Here is an 18190-nt window from a genome sequence, read left to right on the forward strand (position 1 = left end):
AATAATTAATATTAATAACGGAGAATTAAAAATATTATTAAATTTGCAAAAATTGTACTTTACAATCTATGAAAAACAATCCGTCCTTAAAAGGCTTACTTATTGCAGCTGTGGCGTTTATCGTTGCCTTTGGGATCTACTTCCTTTTTTTAGCCAAGAAGAATTATTATGTCGTAGATAATCCTACCCCCAATACGTATTATTTTAAAATCAATAATGGTTCCGAAGGTATTATTTCTGCAGGACAGTCTGTGCATGTTGATCTGAATAAAGGAAAAAACTCTATTAAAGTTTTTGACCAGAATAAGAAAATGCTTTACGATTCAGCATTTGAAGTGAATAAAATTCGCGGTCTTCTGAATATTGCACATCAGGATTATTACATCAATGATCAGTATTACGGATACAATCTTAAAAAAGATTCACTACTTATGCAGCTGGGGAAGACAACTATTGACGGTAAAGAGTATTTCGGAGGCGCTAAGCACTTTAATAAGCTGTTTACGGATGATTTTTATTACAATGTAGATGAAGATTATGACAAACTGATTAAAAATATCCAGAAAGTGGAATCCAGATCAAAAATCTTCAGAAAGCAGGATTACCTTAATTATTATAAAGAATATTACAAGTTTTAAGTTTTGACAAAAGATATTACCAAAGTTACTCCCTATAATTCCGAGGCTACAAAGAAGAGCCAGGTAGAGGATATGTTCGACAATATTGCACCGAAGTATGACCTTCTGAATCATGTTTTATCTATGAAAATTGATGTTTTGTGGAGAAATACATTGGTGAAAATGATGAAAAATGACAGTCCGCAGGAAGTGCTGGATGTGGCTACAGGAACGGGAGATCTCGCGATCACCATCGAAAAAGGAACCGGTGCAAAAGTAATTGGTTTAGATTTATCACAACAAATGCTAAATGTTGGCGTTATTAAAATAAAAAAACTTAAATTAGACGGCAAAATTTCCATGCAAAAAGGAGATGCAGAAAACTTACCTTTCGAGGACAATAGATTTGATGCTGTTTCCGTTGCATTTGGAGTGAGGAATTTTGAAAACCTTACCAAAGGTTTGGCAGAATTAAGAAGAGTAGTTAAAGATAACAAGAGTGTTTATATACTGGAGTTTTCAAAGGTTGAGGGGTTCTTAGGACCATTTTATATGTTTTATTTCAAAAATATATTACCTGCCATCGGCAGACTGGTTTCCAAAGATAATAGGGCATACACGTACCTTCCGGATTCTGTAAATGCTTTTCCTTTCGGGGAAAAGATGAAACAAATTCTTTTAGATACAGGATTTAAGAAAGTAGAATATAAAAAACTAAGTTTAGGTATAGCCACAATTTATAAAGCAACAAAGTAACCTATGAATAAATTTTTATTAAGAGCACTGGTTTTAGCCTCAGTAAATATCGCTGTTTTTGCAGATGCACAATTCAGAACCCGAAACAGAATGGATAAGTTGGAAGACTTTGACGAACAGAAATTCAGCTGGGGTTTTTACTTGAATGGCAACAGACTGGACTACCGTATCGTTCTTCACCCAAGATATGGTATGAATGGGAATCAGAATCTTGTTAAATCTAAAGAAAGTTACAGTTTCGGAGCGGGTCTTATCGCCAAATGGAGACTGAACGATTATCTGGATTTAAGATTAGAACCAGGCTTACAATTTGCTCAGAGGCAGTTGATCTTTGAAACGCAGTCTAATGACCAGTATGCAGCCGGAACATTAACGAACCCTGCGTTTATGCCTTTTCCTTTAACGGATAAAGACAAAACAAGAGAGATCAAATCTACTTTGGTAGACGTTCCTGTACTATTGGAACTTCATGGTCAGAGATGGTATAATTCTAGACCTTATATTGCTGCAGGGGTTAATTACATCGTAAACCTTCAGTCTAATGCTTCTTCAGAAGATGATAATATGCAGCAGGTATTCAGATCAACAACGCATAACTTTGCATGGTCTGCTGAAATGGGAATTCAGTTTTATTTCAATAAATTTAAGCTGACGCCGGCAGTAAGAGGAACATTCTTTATGAATAACGAGAAAGTGGCTGATAATGCCAATACACCTCCATACTGGGCCACTGCAATGTCTACCCTTCAGACAAGAGCGGTAATGTTCGTATTGAAATTTGAATAAAAAATATTTTATAAAAAATACACAGGGAGATGCTTCTGCATCTCCTTTTTTGTGAACAGATCAAAATATAGGGACATTTATTTTTGTTACTGTTAATATTTTGTTATTTTTGCTATTAGTTAGAATATACAAAACCTGAAATGCTTCAAGATTTAGAAAACAATTTTTCAGAATTAGAGAAAAAGATTTTGAATTTACAAAAGAATTATAAGAATCTTGCTGAAAAATTATCAGAATTAAATACTGAGCATGAAGAACTGAAAAAGAGATACGACGAAGAGAGGAGGAAAAATCAGGTATTAGCAGAAGAACAAAAAAATATAAAACTTTATTCAGCAATATCAGGAAATCCGGAACATAACAGACTGATGAAAAATCATATTAACAGGCTGGTGAAGGAAATTGATTTCTGTATTGCACAGCTTCAAAACAGTGGATTATAATGGAGGTAAGAAGAATAACCGTAAACATTGCAGGAAGAGTGTATCCGCTGAACGTACCGGCCGCAGAGGAAGAAACTTTGCGTAAAGTAGGGAAGCAGATTGAAAATATGATTAAAGATTTTGAACAGAACTTCGATGTAAGAGATAAACAGGATGCTCTGGCCATGTGTGCCCTTAAACTGGGAACCAATGCCGAAGTAGTTTCTCTTAACTACGAAAAAAATATAAATTCTACCAATGAGAGATTAAAAAAGATTAATCAATCGCTGGATGAAATCGGGAAATAGATTTTTTTTCCTGAAAAAAACTGCCTACAATAATTCTAACACATTAAAGGTAAACTCAACGCTAAACAATTACCGAACAAATGTCCGCTGAATGGCGTGCCGGTTCGTCCGGATTACAGACAGCAGAAATCAGTTCAAATCGTGTTGATTAGGAGTTTACTCTCAATCTCTGGATTATTGTAGGCTTTTTTATTTAGATATGAAGACAATTAAAACTCAATATATATTATGACAGCAGCCATTATAGCCGGCGTTATTTGCTTAGTTATCGGGGCGGTACTAGGGATGTTTTTCTCCAGAAGCTCACTAAACACTAAGGCAAAATTTATTATAGATGATGCAAAGAAAAATGCCGAAAACCTTATAGAAAAAGCAACCGTTCAAGCTGAATCCATAAAGAAAGAAAAGAACCTTCAGGCCAAAGAAAAATTTTTGGAACTGAAATCACAGCATGATGCAGACATCCAGTCCCGCGAAAAGAAAATGCAGGAAGTAGAAAAAAGGACTAAAGACAAAGAGCACAAGCTGAATGACGAACTAAGCAAGATCGGAAAGCTTGAAAAAGACCTTGACAAGCAGATTGCAGATTACGCCAAGAAAAATGAAATCTTAGAAAGAAAGCAGCAGGAACTGGATACGGCAACCGCTAAAAAAGTGGAAATCCTTGAAAAAATTTCCAATTACACCGCAGAAGAAGCTAAAGCAGAATTGGTAGAGACCATGAAAGCAGAAGCTAAAACAAGAGCTCAGGCACACGTTCAGGGAATCATGGAGGAAGCTCAGATGAACGCGAAGAACGAAGCCAGAAAAATTGTAATTCAGACGATCCAGAGAATCGGAACCGAGCAGGCTATCGAAAATTCAGTATCTGTTTTCAACATTGAATCAGATGAGGTAAAAGGTAGAATTATCGGTAGAGAAGGTAGAAATATCCGTGCTTTAGAGGCAGTAACAGGTGTAGAAATTATCGTTGATGATACCCCTGAAGCGATCCTTCTTTCATGCTTCGATCCGGTAAGAAGAGAAATTGCAAGATTATCCCTTCACAGGCTCGTAACCGATGGAAGAATCCACCCGGCAAGAATTGAAGAAGTGGTGGAAAAAACAAGAAAACAAATTGAAGAAGAGATCATTGAAGTAGGAAAAAGAACCATTATTGATCTGGGAATTCATGGATTACACCCTGAGCTGATTAAAATTGTAGGGAGAATGAAATACCGTTCTTCTTACGGACAAAACTTACTTCAGCACTCCAGAGAAGTAGCGAATATTGCTGCAACAATGGCTGCTGAACTGGGATTAAACGTAAAACTGGCCAAGAGGGCAGGTCTGTTGCATGATATTGGTAAAGTTCCTGAGCAGGAATCTGAATTACCACATGCTTTATTAGGAATGCAGTGGGCGGAGAAGTACGGTGAAAATCCTGAAGTAGTTAATGCCATTGGAGCCCACCACGATGAAATTGAAATGAAATCTCTTTTATCTCCGATCATTCAGGTAGCCGATGCAATTTCAGGGGCAAGACCGGGAGCAAGAAGACAGGTGTTGGAATCATACATTCAGAGATTAAAAGATCTTGAATCTGCAGCACTAAGCTTCGATGGTGTATCCAGCGCCTACGCAATTCAGGCTGGTAGAGAACTGAGAGTAATGGTAGAAAGCGGAAAAGTGAACGATGAAGTAGCTTCCCAGCTGTCTTACGACATCTCAGAAAAGATCCAGAACGAGCTTACTTATCCGGGACAGGTGAAAGTAACGGTAATCAGAGAGACAAGAGCTGTGAATATTGCAAGATAATAACAGATCAAGATATTTTATAAAAACCTTTCAAGAAATTGGAAGGTTTTTTATTTTTATCAAAACTTAAAAATGCAAGAACTGTCTTTGTCTTCAAAATTGAAGTACATTTTTTCTATTCCCGTTATTATTTCCGCTTTGGGATACTTTGTAGATATTTATGACCTGCTGTTATTCGGAATTGTGAGGATTCCCAGCTTAAAAGCATTAGGGCTTAACCCGGACACTGACGGAACCTTTATCCTGAACTGCCAGATGGTAGGGCTTCTTATCGGCGGCGTTTTCTGGGGGATTTTTGGAGATAAGAAAGGTAGGCTTTCCGTGCTTTTCGGATCTATATTAGTCTATTCTCTGGCGAATATAGCCTGCGGATTTCTGCCGTATTTTCCTAAAGAGCATTTAGTGTATCAATATGCTGCTTTAAGATTTATTGCAGGCATCGGACTGGCCGGAGAGCTGGGAGCAGGCATTACCCTTGTTTCTGAAAGCCTGCCGAAGAATCTCAGGGCAATAGGTACTTCAGTAGTGGCGGGATTTGGTCTGATGGGGGCGGTCGTGGCTCAATTAACGGTAGAACTGGCCGGAGGATGGAATATTTCCTATATCATAGGCGGTATTATGGGCATCTTGCTGCTGTTGTTAAGAATCAGCGTTTCAGAATCAGGCATTTATAAGAATATTGAACATAAAAATGTCCCGAAAGGAAATTTTCTCTCCTTCTTTACCCATAAAGACCGTCTCATCAGATATCTGAAATGCATAGCGGTAGGGCTGCCTACCTGGTACTGTATCGGTATCCTGGCTGTTTTAGCCAACCAGTTTGCCCCTGAGTTTGGAATAAAGGATATCAGTCCCGGGAAAGCCATTATGTGGGCTTATATAGGAATTTCTGTGGGTGATCTGCTGAGTGGTTTTATTTCTCATGCCCTGAAATCCCGAAAAATGGCCATATTTTATATGCTGCTTTTTACATTGGGCGGAGTAGGAATCATGCTGTTTGGAAATACAGATACAGAAACCAAATATTATTTTTTCTGCGTTTGGCTGGGATTGGGAACCGGATATTGGGCGATGTTTGTTACTTTGGCAGCAGAGCAGTTCGGAACCAATATCAGGAATACAGCAACAACTACAGTTCCTAATATGGTAAGGGGGCTGGTGCCGGTAATGATTCTGGCTTTTGATTTTTTAAAGAATCATTTTACGGTAGTAATAAGTGCTGCTATAGTAGGAGTTGTTGTTTTTGGACTTGCTTTTTACTCTTCATTGACAATTTCTGAGACTCATAACAAGAATCTTGAATTTATAGAATAATTTTTTTTGTTTAAAAGTTATATTTTCAAAATATATTTTAATTTTTTATAATTTATGTAATATTTTAAACAAATTATTATTATTAATACGTGTTATTGGTTAAATCAATGCGAATTTTATTGTTTTAGTTTTATAATTGTTTAGTTTTGAAATGTAATAAAAAACAAACGTTTAATCTTAAAACAAAATTATTATGAAAAATGCTAAGAAACTAAAAACAGCAGATTTGAAAAACATTAAAGGCGGAAACGGAACTCCGGATTTATCTAAGTGCTATTGCATTTGTGGAGGTATCGTAGGAGGTCCTGCTTATTGCGCTGACTATGTGGATTGTTCACTAAGTTTTTAATGAGATTATCATTTAGCGATTGAAAGCTATTCAGATAGAATAAGTATTTCAAATTTTAACAAATGGCCTTTCGGGATAACCGGAAGGCTTTTTTGATGATCAACGGTTTCTTGGTTAAACTATCATATTAAGATTGAAATTAATGTACTATTGAGATTTATATTAAATAGTGCTCTATGTAATTAATAATGTTTAACTTTGATAATAGACTAAATTATTTTATAAATTTTCAAACTAAATCACAATCATTATGAAAAATGCTAAAAAATTAACAAAAACAGATCTTAAAAACATTACAGGAGGAGTTGGCGGAGCGACTACTCCCGATCTTTCAAAATGTGGCTGCAGCTGTACAGGAGCAGTAACAGGACCAACTTACTGTATAAAGTATAAAAGGTGTCTGCAGGTAATAACCTGTTGATATAAAATATTTAATTATCAAGCCTTTCAAGAAATTGGAAGGCTTTGCTTTTAAAGCTATCGGTCTTTTTTTACAAAAGTATAAAAAAGAAGAGTAGAAGCAGATCAACATCTTTTCTTAAGGTCTTCTTAACTTCCCTCTTCAACCTTTGTCAGCCGGATATTCTTTATCCCCGGTTTAATTTAAAAAGGATAGAAAATACTTTTAAGGAAGGGATTAAAAAATTACTTTCCCTTATTATTGCGCCATTATAATACGCTGTTGAAATCATGAGATAATAAAATTGTTTAATAAATATGCCGGATCTGAATTTCTTAATTGCGCCAATAAAACTAATGAAATCAAGCTTTTATTAAATTTTATAATAAATTATGTTGCGAATAATTAATATTTGTTTAACTTTGGGAAGTAACTAAACTATATTATTAAATCTCAAATCACAACCATTATGAAAAATGCTAAAAAGCTAACAAAAGCAGATCTTAAAAACATTGCAGGAGGAATAAGCGGAAATCCTGATTTATCCCTTTGCGGATGCAGCTGCTCAGGTTCTGTAACAGGACCATGGTACTGCGTGCAGTATATCGCCTGTACACAGGGATATAACTGTGGCGAGGCAGCAATGTAAGAGTTATTTCAGTATAGAAATAAACATTTCCACATTTAATATGCAAAAGCCTTTCGGATTTCCGGAAGGTTTTTGTGCTTTATGGGTATCAGGAAAGCTCAATTGAGCTGTGCCGGATCTGTTTTCATTAAATCAATAAAAACAGATCACCTGGATTCTGAGAGAAAAAGGACTACGATTGTGACGTTAATGATGTTTACAGTAATATGCCTGCTTCACGGAATTGAGTCTACACTTTGCCCTCAAAAATAAGCAATGTCTATAAATGAGCCTTTGCACTTGGGAAAACCCCGGTATTAAATCCGGTCATTTATCTGAATTAAAGGTTTTTGTTGTACAATTTCAATAAAAATAGTAAAGCTTAATACATAATATAAAGCAAGCTTCCCACACTGATCACGATCCACAGGATAACAGCCATAGCCAATGGTTTCATTCCAATCGTTTTTAAAACCTGTACAGAAAGAGTAGAACCTATAAAAAATAACGTCAGGTTCAGTCCGGATCTGGCCAGTGAAGTTACAGTGCTGCTGATGTGGCCGAAGACAGGTAAATAAGTATTCAGAAGAATAGCAAGGATAAACCATCCGATAAACCATGGGACTTTAACTCCGGATTTTTTATTTTTGAAAATAAGCATGGTGATTGCAGAAACCGGAATAATCCATAGTGCACGGGCTAGTTTTACTGTTGTAGCCGTTTTTAAGGCTTCATATCCGTATTTTCCGGCAGCACCTACTACAGAGCTGGTATCATGAATCCCTATTGCGCACCATAGCCCAAACTGTTCCTGAGAAAGATGAAGCAGATGTCCGATAGCGGGATAAATAAACAAAGCGACAGAATTTAAAGTAAAAACAATAGCAAGTCCCAGCGATATTTCTTTGGTATCCGGCTTAATGATAGGAGAGACAGCAGCAATGGCGCTTCCTCCGCAGATTGCTGTTCCTGCAGAAATAAGGTAGGAAAGCTTTTTCTCCAGTTTAAATACCCTTCCCAGAACATACCCAAGAACCATAACGGTAATAATGCTCATTACAGTTAGCAGGAAACCGGATTTTCCGGCCTGTAAAGCTTCATCCAGTCTGAGCCCAAAGCCAAGGCCGACAATGGAGACCTGTAGCAGTAAGTGAATATACTGATGGAGATGTTTTTCAAACGGATTGCCAATGAGAACAGCTACAACGAACCCTGCTGTCAGGGCAATTGGTGAAGAAATCCATGGGGTGAGGCATAAAACAGCAAGAACAATGAAAACTGTTTTGCGTAATGTATTGTTTGGGATGAAATCTTTCATGTATAAGTTTTGAAATCAGACCCCAAAATTCTGTAATTAATTATAATAAAATAAATTGTATTTTGTTATATAGGATAACTTTTTGTTATAATAAAAGATGAAAATGTTATTGCTGAAAGACAGAAGGAAATAATACGGTGTATTTTATAATAAACCTGTAAATCTCAAAAATAATTTAATTAATTCTGATTGCTCTCCCTTTGGAAGAATAAAATGGAAATTTCTTTCGATGCTGAAGTTTTTAATGTCAATTATTGTAAGCGTATTGTTTTTCAGTTCATTGATGATGGTGCTGATAGATAAAAATGCCATACAGTCTGAATGAAGAAGGTAGTTTTTGATGCTCTCACTGCTTCCCAGCTGAATAACCGTATGGAGTTCTTCAATAGGAATACCTTTTTCCTTTAATCGGTTTTGAATAAACTCCTGCGTTCCCGAGCCCTGTTCCCGGAAAATAAGATCCAGGCTGTAAAGGTCTTTCAGGCTTATTGTTTTATGGGCTGAAGGATGATCATATTTTGTAGCCAGAACAATTTCGTCGGCCTTAAACGGCTGATACTCAAAAAAAGAAGATTGGGATTCTCCTTCAATAATGCCGAGATCTATTTTGCCCTCCTTTAAAAGATCAGAAATAGTTTCAGTATTATGAGCGATCAGCTCAATCCTGATATCCCTGTAATAACTGTTGAACTTGGCAAGAATTTCAGGCAGTATGTACTGGGCAACAGTAGTGCTGGCTCCGATAATCAGCTTTCCTTTGTGCTGCTCATTGATCTGGCTGATTTCAAATTCCAGGTCGCGGTAGATATTCCGGATCTTTTCGGCATATTCATATAAGATTTTTCCACCCTGTGTAAGCTGGATGGAGGTTCCTTTTCTGTCAAACAGCTTTATTCCGAACTGATTTTCAATTTCTTTTATATGTTTGGTTACGGCCGGCTGGGAAATATGAAGTTCTTCTGAAGCTTTAGTAAAGCTTAGTCTGGAAGCTGTTGTATGGAAAACTTTTAATCTGTAATCAAACATTCTGTAGATTTATCGGGCAAACTTAAGGATTTTCGGGGAATAGAAGAATGAATGGTCAATAATGAATTGGCTATGCAATGAATTTTAAGACTCCAAATAATTCATCACTGGCATTTCTACCCTTTTACAAAAACTCCGAAACAGATTTAGCCTCCCGGGAAGCATATCTTCTGTTTTTAGCTTCTCCGATTTTCTGTTTCGTATAAATACTGTTGTGGCCGGAAAGTAGGTAAGAAACTACACAGGCAATAGCAATATAAACTCCGCATTCAGCTCCGAAAAGCTCTATTCCCATCAGAATACAGGCTAGTGGCGTATTGGTAGCTCCGGCGAAAACGGCCACAAAACCCATTCCTGCCAGCAGGCCAAACGGCAGAGGGATGAAAAGAGATAAAGCACTTCCTAAGCTGGCTCCGATAAAAAAGAGAGGTGTTACCTCGCCGCCTTTGAATCCTGCGGATAAGGTGATGATGGTTAATATCATTTTTAAGGCAAAATCATAAAGGGGAAGCTGTTTTTCAAAAGATTCCACAATAACGGGCACTCCAAGACCAATGTATCGGGTAGTTCCCATAGCGAATACAGCCAAAGCGATGATAATACCGCCAATTACAGGGCGAAACGGAGGGTATTGAATCTTTGACTTAAAAACCGAACCAACCCAATGGATCATCCTGCTGAAAGCAGCGGCGCAGATTCCAAAAGCAATACCAGCCAGAATACTGTATAGAACAGGCATTAACTCAAGTTTAGGAATAAGGCTGATATGGTAATGGGTATGTTTTACATTCCAGAGATTGGTAGACCAGTCAGCAAGAATAGCAGAAGCAAAGGCCGGAAAAATGGCATTGTAACGTATTTTTCCGATCAGGAAAACTTCAAGCCCGAATACTGCTCCGGCCAGTGGAGTTCCGAAAACAGATCCGAAACCGGCAGCAATTGCGGCAATAAGCAGAATTCTTCGTTCACTTTTATCCAGTTTGAATGGCTTACTGAGCTGGCCGGCTATAGCTCCGGCCATCTGAAGGGCTGTTCCCTCACGGCCTGCTGACCCTCCGAAAAAATGAGTGGCAATAGTTCCCAGATAAACAAAAGGAGCCATCCTGAACGGAATAATTTCCTTCGGATCATGAATATTGTCGATCAGCAAATTATTTCCCGCATCAACATCTTTTCCGAAGTAATAATATAAAAGCCCAATTAAAAAACCTGCAACAGGAAGCAGCGCAATCAGCCAAAGATGACTTTCCCTGAAATTAGTGGCCCATTCCAAAGACTGAAGAAACCCTGCAGATGCTGTTCCCACAAGAGCTCCCAGAATCATACTGATGCACAGCCATTTTACAATATAAGGCAGTGCGGGATATTTTCTAAAGAAAAATTGCAGATGAAATATTGTTTTCCTGGTAAATGTTCGTTGTTTTTTTGACATACTTATCCTGATTAGTTATTGGTTAATAACCTCTTAATCAGGCGTCATCAGCTTTTGTAAAGCGGTTGGGTAAGGAAGAGCACCATTTCCTTTTTTGATATTGCAAATATAGGAATTCAGATTATAAGATAAAAGATAAAAGATAAAAGATAAAAGATAAAAGATAAAAGATAAAAGATCTTGCCGTTAAACTTCAAATTGGATATATCAATAAGGAGGGCAGCGTGTTGAATAAAAAAATAAACCGAATTCAATAAGATTTAGCCCAAAGGTGTGGTATATTTTATGTTATACTAAAAACAAAAATTGGTTAAGAATTAGAGGAACTGATGATGCTTTTACTCAGTATACAGGATAGTGTACCACTTTATCTATTTCAATAGGATTGTTATATTTTCTGATAACCTCCTGCATGCTTTTCGTCTGGGTGTTCAGTTCGTCAACCGTACGGATTTCTTTTCCATTGATATTGATTTTCAGACCGGTGTTGGTTTTACTGAAATTATTTCGCTCAAAAGCAAAGGGATCATTGTAAAATTCCATAATCAGTTTATATTTCTGCTTTTCATTGATAGGAACCGCTTTATTCCCGAAGCTGGATTCCACAAAATTCTGGGTGGAATAAACCTCCATGAGTTTTTGGCTTTTAGTAAGGGTATAGATAAAGTTATTCTTATCATCCGACAATTCAAAGATCAGCCCCGGCAGTCCCCTGAATTTAAAAGGACCTTCATTGAAAGGAATATCTTTACAGAACCATGCAGTCCAGCTCCTGCCTCCGAATTTTGTGGCGGCTTTTTGTAAAGTATAGTTGTCAACTTTTTTAGTATCGTCAGAAATAATCCAGGTTATTTTGTCAGTCGTTTTAAAAGAATAATACCCTTGTTTAATATTGATGTAGTTTTCATGATCAGAAGAATTGATCTTTCTTTTCACGACCTGGCCAGACATGTCTGTATAACTAGAATTCATCCCGAACTTTTTATTTACAGAATCCGTAATCGCAAGATCCTGTCCATAGAACTTGACTTCTTTTGGAGTAATATCCAGAATCATATTCTGCTTTTCATGATGATTGTCCGTAGAGTCCATCTTATACTGCAGCTGATAAATAAACCGATGGGTCTGGGCCTGAATCAGAGTTATGAGCAGTAAAGCAGTGATCGTAGAAATAGTTTTCATAAATTATGAGAATATTGAATATTATTAAACAGTTTGCTTATCTGGTCTTCAGCCTCATGTTTTATTTTATAAAAATGGCTTCATTTCGTCTTCTATCTGTGTTCTCAGCTCCATAAGACGCTTCGCATACTGTTCCTGCTGCTTTTCTTCCTCCGTTTCAGGAATCCATTTAGGAACCGGAAGCTTTTTACCATTTTCATCTACAGCTACAAAAACAATGATACAGTGCGTTTTCTTATCAAAAGTAGGCTGTTTAAGATTCCTTGAAAAAACATTGATCGCAATATGCATGCTTGATGATCCTGTATAAATCACCTGCGCATCTACTTTCACGACTTCACCAATTTTGATGGGCTCGTAAAAACGGATTCCGCCTACATAAACCGTTACAGAATAATTTCCACTCCATGTTGTAGCACATGCATAACCTGCCTGGTCAATCCACTTCATGACACTTCCACCATGTACATTTCCACCATAATTAACATCTGAAGGCTCCGAAATAAACTGAAAAGTAATAGGCTTATTATCCATCTTTATAAAATTTGAATAAAGTTATTTAATAATTTTCAGAATCTTAGATTAAATCCTACTTTTGAACAGCGAAACTTCAGATGAAGACTAAAATTTAACGAATAATAGATTAAAAAAACAATGAAGAAAGTATTTTATCTTAATACATGCGATACCTGCAGAAAGATTTTAGCACAGTTCGATCTTGCAGACTGGGAACTCCGTGAAATCAAAAAAGAGCCGGTAACCAAAGAGGAGCTTGCGGAAATGCATAAAAAGACAAAATCATATGAAGCATTATTCAGTAAAAAGTCTACCCAGATTAAAGCAAGAGGACTTGATGTAAAATCGTTGGGTGAAAAAGACTTTAAAGAATTGCTTCTGGATCATTATACCTTTTTGAAACGTCCGGTTTTCCTTACAGATGATGAAATTTTTGTTGGAAACGATAAGAAAAACGTTGAAGCATTAAGGGTATTCTTCGGAGTTGAAGAATAGTTCCTTTTAACATATACAGGTTTTATTAATCAGTGTTTTAAAGTTTTATTCATATATTTAAAATACCAAAAATAATAGTATGAATACAAACGTTTTAAAAGTAAAAAAACTGAGCAGGCCGGATTTAAAAGAAATTAACGGTGGCGGAAAAGTAATTGTAGTGAACTGCTATACGCTTTGTGGTGAAGCAGGAGGGGTAGTTTCAGGTCATCCCGGAAGAGGGGATGTGTGTACCCCGGACAGGTCATTATGTTGCTACTGCAGGTAATGAAAATACAGAGATTGTAAATTTTACAGTCTCTTTTTTATTTGTGATCAATAAAAAATCAGAGAATTTAGAAGCCTATGTGAATTTAAACTAATTTCTCACAGATCTTTCGGATTTTACTAATGTTTGTGGTGGCAATGAATTTGATTTTTACTCTTAACTCCCAGCGTTACTTATAAAAGAAAATCTAAAAGAAAAGAGGCTATCCCAAAGACAGCCTCTTATTCAATATCATGTCAGAACAATTATACAAAAGGAGCTTTTACCACTTTTGCAGGAATGTTCTTGTTTCTTACCTGGATGAAAATTTCAGAGCCCAGTTTAAAGTGAGGCTTATCTACATAAGCAAGACCTAATCCGATTTTTTTCATTGGAGACTGTGTGCCGGAAGTTACTTTTCCAATCACGTTTCCTTCAGCATCTACCACCGGATAGTCATGTCTTGGAACTCCTTTATCCTGAAGCTCAAAACCTACTAATTTTCTGTTTACCCCTTCCTCTTTCTGTCTGGCGAAAACTTCTTTAGACACAAAATCCTTATCAAATTTCGTAATCCAGCCTAAACCAGCTTCAATAGGAGAAGTGGTGTCATCAATATCATTTCCGTAAAGACAGAATCCTTTTTCAAGTCTTAAAGTATCTCTGGCAGCCAGTCCGCAAGGGATAATTCCTTCCAGTTCTCCGGCTTTGATGATCTCGTCCCAAAGTTTTACGGCATCTTCATTGTTGAAGTAGATTTCAAAACCTCCGCTTCCTGTGTATCCTGTATTGGAAATAATTACATTATTTACTCCCGCAACACTTCCTACAGTAAAATGATAATAAGGAATCTCTGAAAGATTGGTTTCTGTAAGTTTCTGAAGGATTTCAGTCGCTTTAGGTCCCTGTACAGCCAATAATGACATATCATCCGATGCATTGGTCATTTTAGCCCCGAAAGTATTATATTTTGAAATATGATTCCAGTCTTTATCAATATTGGAAGCGTTCACCACAACAAAATATTTGTTGTCCTCCATTTTATAAACGATAAGGTCGTCCACAATTCCTCCGTTTTCATTCGGAAGACATGAGTATTGTGCTTTTCCGTTTTCCAGAGCGTCTACATTATTGGTTGTAACCAATTGTAAAAGTTCTTTAGAACCTGGTCCTTCAATGAAAAACTGTCCCATGTGTGAAACATCAAACAATCCTGCTTTTTCTCTTACCGCAAAGTGTTCTTCCGTTACTCCTGAATATTGTACAGGCATTTCAAAACCTGCAAAAGGTACGATCTTAGCGCCCAAAGAAGCGTGTTTATCGTATAAAGCTGTTTTCTTCATATTTAATTCTTATTTCTTTATTTTAAAGCTGTTAAAAGTTTCATTAAAAAGGCTCATATAATTTCCGTTCCAGAATTTCTGTCCGCAGTTGATGGAAACCAGATAAAGGTTTTTGTCTTTCTGAAAAGCCCGGGTAATCCAGAACAGTTTTTCCTTTTCGTCAAAATACTCATAGAAATATTCTGTATATCCTTTTTTGCCTTTATTTTCTTTGATTTTATTTTCCTCTTCGTTGGATTTGTATAAAGCCAGTATAAACTTTTTCATTTCGGCTTTGGGAATTTCAAGATCGTGGTATTCCGAAATAGTTACAGCTCCAATCTCACTTGTGGGAAAAATATTGATAATATCGCTGTCGTTGGTAGATTTCCAGCCATCAGGAACATTAATGGAATAATTGGGGCTGTCATACACTTTTGTTTTTTGGGCAAACAACAGGCTGCCTGATAAAAATGTGAATGCTAAAAGTGCTTTTTTCATCATTTAAAAATGGTGTTTATATTCTTCAAGAATGATTTTGAACCATTCTGTAAAATGTTCAGGAGTATCGGCTATTTCTCGATCAAGTTCTTCCATAGAAATAAACCTTACTTCTTCCACTTCCTCTTTATTTAAATTGAATTCAGATTCGTAATTTCCGGTAAATACGTAGTCCAGTTCATGTTCCCAAAGTCCACCGCCCACATCAGCTTTGTAAATGAAGCTAAACTTTTCAGAAAGTTCTGTTTCAATTCCAAGCTCTTCTTTTAACCTGCGTTGAGCCCCTTCCAGATAAGTTTCGTCTTTTCTGGGATGAGAGCATACCGCGTTGGTCCATTGGTTAGGAGAATGGTATTTCCCCGAAGCCCTTTTCTGAAGGAGCATTTCCCCTTTGCTGTTAAAAAGAAATACAGAAAATGCACGGTGCAGAAGCCCGTTAATATGAGCCTGCTGCTTTTCCATAAGACCCAGAACTTCATCATAAGGATTTACTAAAACTACAAATTCTTCCATTTCTACAAATGTAAGCCTAATAAATGTATTTTGGAAATTTTTGGTGAAACATCATATTTTGAAGCCGGAAACCGGAAGAGGAAGTCCCTTGAAATCCTCATAAAAATAGTAATATTTATAATATAAACTCATCCGGATAAAATAAATCCAATAGCATAATGAATAATAATTAAGAAAAATTTTAATAAGAAATAGCGTATTGATGAATAAATTATTTATATTATTCGCTGAATATTGATTTTTGTAGTAAAATTTTAACATAAACTCAATTTAATGCTTATGTTAGTTTTAAAAACCTTAACTTTACATCTTAATTGGTAATGATGGAATTAGAATACATAGAGCACGTGAGTCCGATTCTGAAGGACGGGATAAAAAATTACTTAATTGATATCGACGGAACCATTACAGATGATGTTCCCAACGAAGAGCCGGAAAGAATGGTTACCTGTGAACCTTACCCGGATGCACTCGAAACAATCAACAAATGGTATGATGAAGGACACCAGATCTGTTTCTTCACATCAAGAACAGAAAATCTGAAACAGATTACCATAGACTGGCTGGATAAGCACGGTTTCAAATACCACAGCGTACTCTGCGGAAAACCAAGAGGAGGAAACTATCACTGGATAGACAACCATCTGGTAAGAGCTACAAGATACAAAGGCAAGTTTACAGACCTTGTAGAAAAGCAGGTTACTATAGAAGTTTTCAAAGATTAATCAACGATAATGCGAAGATTTAAAGATTATAAGAAGAAGTGTAAAGCACCGAAAATTCTTTAATTTTTAAATCTTTCAGTTTTTAATATATATATTGTATTTATGAAAGTTTTAGCAAACGACGGTCTCGATCAATCCGGAATTGACGCACTTACTGAAAAAGGGTTTGAAGTGATTACAGCAAAAGTCCCTCAGGAGTTTTTAGTGGATTATATTAATGAGCATAAAATCCGTACCCTGTTGGTGAGGAGTGCTACTCAGGTTAGAAAAGATATTATTGATAACTGCCCCTCGCTTGGGATTATTGGACGCGGAGGAGTAGGAATGGATAATATTGATGTGGATTATGCCAGGGAAAAAGGAATTCACGTAATCAATACTCCTTCAGCTTCTTCAGAATCAGTGGCAGAGCTTGTGTTTGCGCACCTATTTTCAGGAGCAAGGTTTCTTCAGGATTCAAACCGGAAAATGCCCCAGGTGGGAGATACAGAATTTGCCGCTCTTAAAAAAGCATATGCAGCAGGCATTGAATTGAGAGGAAAAACCATCGGGATCATCGGGATGGGAAGAATCGGACAGGAAGTTGCCAGAATTGCATTAGGATTGGGCATGAGAGTGATTGCCGCAGATAATAACGTAGGAAAAGCCAGCATCAAAGTAAAATTCTATAACAATCAATTCATTAATGTAGATATAGAAACAGAACCGCTTCAGGATGTTTTAAAACACTCAGATTTCATTACGCTACATGTGCCTGCTCAGAAAGAAGGATATATGATTGGTAAAAATGAATTTGAAAGTATGAAAGACGGAGTTGCAGTAGTTAACTGCTCAAGAGGAGGCGTAATTGATGAAGCTGCTTTAATTGAAGCATTAGATTCCGGTAAAGTAAAATTTGCAGGACTGGATGTTTTCATTAACGAACCGGTACCTTCCAAAAAAATTCTGAACCATGCAAAAATATCCCTGACACCGCATACAGGAGCATCAACACTGGAAGCGCAGGACAGGATAGGACTTTCGCTGGCAGAACAGATTTCAAGTATTTTGCAGATTCACTAAACGCTGTACATGCATAAAATAAGAAAAGGCACTTCAATTTGAAGTGCCTTTCTTTTTATACATTATTTTTGTTTCAGGAGATCTCTGATTTCCATCAATAGTTTTTGGTCTTCAGTAGGCCCGGCAGGAGCAGCCTCTTCTTTTTTAATGATTTTGTTAGCCCCTTTTATGATCCAGAAAAGAACCATTGCGATACACAGGAAACTAATCACAGCAGAAAGAAAATTACCATAGGTAACCCCATTCCATGAAAGTTTTGAAATGTTTTCTGCGCCTGCAGCTTTCAAAGCCGGATTCAGTAACAAAGGTGTAATAACATCCTCTACTAAAGATGAAACAATTTTTCCGAACGCACCTCCGATGATTACACCGACTGCCAGGTCAAGTACATTGCCCTTAAAAGCGAACTCTCTAAATTCTTTAACAAATCCCATAATTTATATTTTTTTAATTAGTATCCACACAAAAATATAA

At 36.7% G+C, this 18190-nt stretch carries 23 protein-coding genes and 1 riboswitch; of the genes, 14 read left to right on the forward strand and 9 right to left on the reverse strand.

Annotated features, from left to right (window positions below; translation table 11 throughout):
• Positions 1-68 precede the first annotated feature (68 nt).
• From AOB46_RS05335 to AOB46_RS05370, 10 genes are all read left to right on the forward strand, one after another.
• A complete protein-coding gene (locus AOB46_RS05335; RefSeq protein WP_062697039.1) occupies positions 69-638 on the forward strand; it encodes a hypothetical protein in 570 nt (189 codons plus the stop codon).
• Positions 639-641: 3 nt separating this feature from the next.
• A complete protein-coding gene (gene ubiE, locus AOB46_RS05340) occupies positions 642-1373 on the forward strand; it encodes a bifunctional demethylmenaquinone methyltransferase/2-methoxy-6-polyprenyl-1,4-benzoquinol methylase UbiE (RefSeq protein ID WP_062697040.1) in 732 nt (243 codons plus the stop codon).
• Positions 1374-1376: 3 nt separating this feature from the next.
• On the forward strand, positions 1377-2159 hold the full coding sequence (locus AOB46_RS05345; protein WP_062697041.1) for a porin family protein: 783 nt from the start codon (positions 1377-1379) through the stop codon (positions 2157-2159).
• Positions 2160-2299: 140 nt separating this feature from the next.
• A complete protein-coding gene (locus AOB46_RS05350) occupies positions 2300-2602 on the forward strand; it encodes a hypothetical protein (RefSeq protein ID WP_062697042.1) in 303 nt (100 codons plus the stop codon).
• Positions 2602-2889, forward strand: a complete 288-nt coding sequence (locus AOB46_RS05355; RefSeq protein WP_062697043.1) for a cell division protein ZapA — start codon at positions 2602-2604, stop codon at positions 2887-2889. The genes AOB46_RS05350 and AOB46_RS05355 overlap by 1 nt, the downstream gene beginning before the upstream one ends.
• Positions 2890-3117: 228 nt before the next feature.
• Positions 3118-4686, forward strand: a complete 1569-nt coding sequence (rny, locus tag AOB46_RS05360) for a ribonuclease Y (RefSeq protein WP_062697044.1) — start codon at positions 3118-3120, stop codon at positions 4684-4686.
• 72 nt (positions 4687-4758) lie between these two features.
• Complete coding sequence (locus AOB46_RS05365; RefSeq protein WP_062697045.1) at positions 4759-6000, forward strand: MFS transporter; 1242 nt, start codon at positions 4759-4761, stop codon at positions 5998-6000.
• Positions 6001-6193: 193 nt separating this feature from the next.
• Positions 6194-6349 carry a hypothetical protein gene (locus tag AOB46_RS23610; protein WP_185113843.1) on the forward strand — a complete coding sequence of 52 codons (156 nt, stop codon included), beginning with the start codon at positions 6194-6196 and terminating at the stop codon, positions 6347-6349.
• A 250-nt stretch (positions 6350-6599) separates the two neighbouring features.
• Positions 6600-6770 carry a bacteriocin-like protein gene (locus AOB46_RS23060; RefSeq protein ID WP_117590555.1) on the forward strand — a complete coding sequence of 57 codons (171 nt, stop codon included), beginning with the start codon at positions 6600-6602 and terminating at the stop codon, positions 6768-6770.
• A gap of 448 nt (positions 6771-7218) precedes the next feature.
• Positions 7219-7398 carry a bacteriocin-like protein gene (locus AOB46_RS05370; RefSeq protein ID WP_062697047.1) on the forward strand — a complete coding sequence of 60 codons (180 nt, stop codon included), beginning with the start codon at positions 7219-7221 and terminating at the stop codon, positions 7396-7398.
• Between the two features lie 361 nt (positions 7399-7759).
• On the opposite strand, the gene AOB46_RS05375 is transcribed toward AOB46_RS05370, so the two are convergent.
• From AOB46_RS05375 to AOB46_RS05395, 5 genes are all read right to left on the reverse strand, one after another.
• Complete coding sequence (locus AOB46_RS05375; protein WP_062697049.1) at positions 7760-8695, reverse strand: YeiH family protein; 936 nt, start codon at positions 8693-8695, stop codon at positions 7760-7762.
• Between the two features lie 144 nt (positions 8696-8839).
• Positions 8840-9721 (reverse strand): LysR family transcriptional regulator, encoded by an 882-nt coding sequence (locus AOB46_RS05380; protein WP_062697051.1) that lies wholly within the window; start codon positions 9719-9721, stop codon positions 8840-8842.
• A gap of 124 nt (positions 9722-9845) precedes the next feature.
• Positions 9846-11153, reverse strand: coding sequence for a voltage-gated chloride channel family protein (locus AOB46_RS05385; protein WP_185113844.1), 1308 nt, complete (start codon positions 11151-11153; stop codon positions 9846-9848).
• Positions 11154-11184: 31 nt separating this feature from the next.
• Positions 11185-11252: riboswitch (Fluoride riboswitch) on the reverse strand.
• A gap of 243 nt (positions 11253-11495) precedes the next feature.
• Positions 11496-12335: a GLPGLI family protein gene (locus AOB46_RS05390; protein ID WP_082377026.1), complete on the reverse strand. Its 840-nt coding sequence runs from the start codon at positions 12333-12335 to the stop codon at positions 11496-11498.
• A 66-nt stretch (positions 12336-12401) separates the two neighbouring features.
• The gene (locus AOB46_RS05395; protein WP_062697053.1) at positions 12402-12869 is read right to left on the reverse strand and encodes an acyl-CoA thioesterase; all 468 of its coding nucleotides are present in this window, start codon (positions 12867-12869) and stop codon (positions 12402-12404) included.
• Positions 12870-12989: 120 nt separating this feature from the next.
• Between AOB46_RS05395 and AOB46_RS05400 the strand changes: the two genes are divergently transcribed.
• Positions 12990-13346: an arsenate reductase family protein gene (locus AOB46_RS05400; protein ID WP_062697055.1), complete on the forward strand. Its 357-nt coding sequence runs from the start codon at positions 12990-12992 to the stop codon at positions 13344-13346.
• A gap of 79 nt (positions 13347-13425) precedes the next feature.
• Complete coding sequence (locus tag AOB46_RS05405; protein ID WP_062697057.1) at positions 13426-13614, forward strand: hypothetical protein; 189 nt, start codon at positions 13426-13428, stop codon at positions 13612-13614.
• Positions 13615-13859: 245 nt separating this feature from the next.
• Here the strand turns inward: AOB46_RS05405 and gcvT are convergent, their stop codons facing one another.
• From gcvT to idi, 3 genes are read right to left on the reverse strand one after another with little or no spacing between them, the layout of a single operon-like run.
• On the reverse strand, positions 13860-14936 hold the full coding sequence (gene gcvT, locus AOB46_RS05410) for a glycine cleavage system aminomethyltransferase GcvT (protein ID WP_062697059.1): 1077 nt from the start codon (positions 14934-14936) through the stop codon (positions 13860-13862).
• Positions 14937-14945: 9 nt separating this feature from the next.
• Positions 14946-15419: a hypothetical protein gene (locus AOB46_RS05415; protein WP_062697061.1), complete on the reverse strand. Its 474-nt coding sequence runs from the start codon at positions 15417-15419 to the stop codon at positions 14946-14948.
• Complete coding sequence (idi, locus tag AOB46_RS05420) at positions 15420-15929, reverse strand: isopentenyl-diphosphate Delta-isomerase (protein WP_062697063.1); 510 nt, start codon at positions 15927-15929, stop codon at positions 15420-15422.
• A 323-nt stretch (positions 15930-16252) separates the two neighbouring features.
• Here idi and AOB46_RS05430 point away from each other — a divergent pair, with 323 nt between their 5' ends.
• Positions 16253-16654, forward strand: coding sequence for a phosphoheptose isomerase (locus AOB46_RS05430; protein ID WP_062697068.1), 402 nt, complete (start codon positions 16253-16255; stop codon positions 16652-16654).
• Positions 16655-16756: 102 nt separating this feature from the next.
• Positions 16757-17716 (forward strand): D-2-hydroxyacid dehydrogenase, encoded by a 960-nt coding sequence (locus AOB46_RS05435; RefSeq protein WP_062697070.1) that lies wholly within the window; start codon positions 16757-16759, stop codon positions 17714-17716.
• A gap of 62 nt (positions 17717-17778) precedes the next feature.
• On the opposite strand, the gene mscL is transcribed toward AOB46_RS05435, so the two are convergent.
• Entirely contained in the window at positions 17779-18150 is a 372-nt protein-coding gene (gene mscL / locus AOB46_RS05440) for a large conductance mechanosensitive channel protein MscL (protein WP_062697072.1), read from the reverse strand.
• Positions 18151-18190 lie beyond the last annotated feature (40 nt).

Origin of the sequence: Chryseobacterium indologenes (assembly GCF_001295265.1) — a bacterium.
Lineage (GTDB): Bacteria > Bacteroidota > Bacteroidia > Flavobacteriales > Weeksellaceae > Chryseobacterium > Chryseobacterium indologenes_A.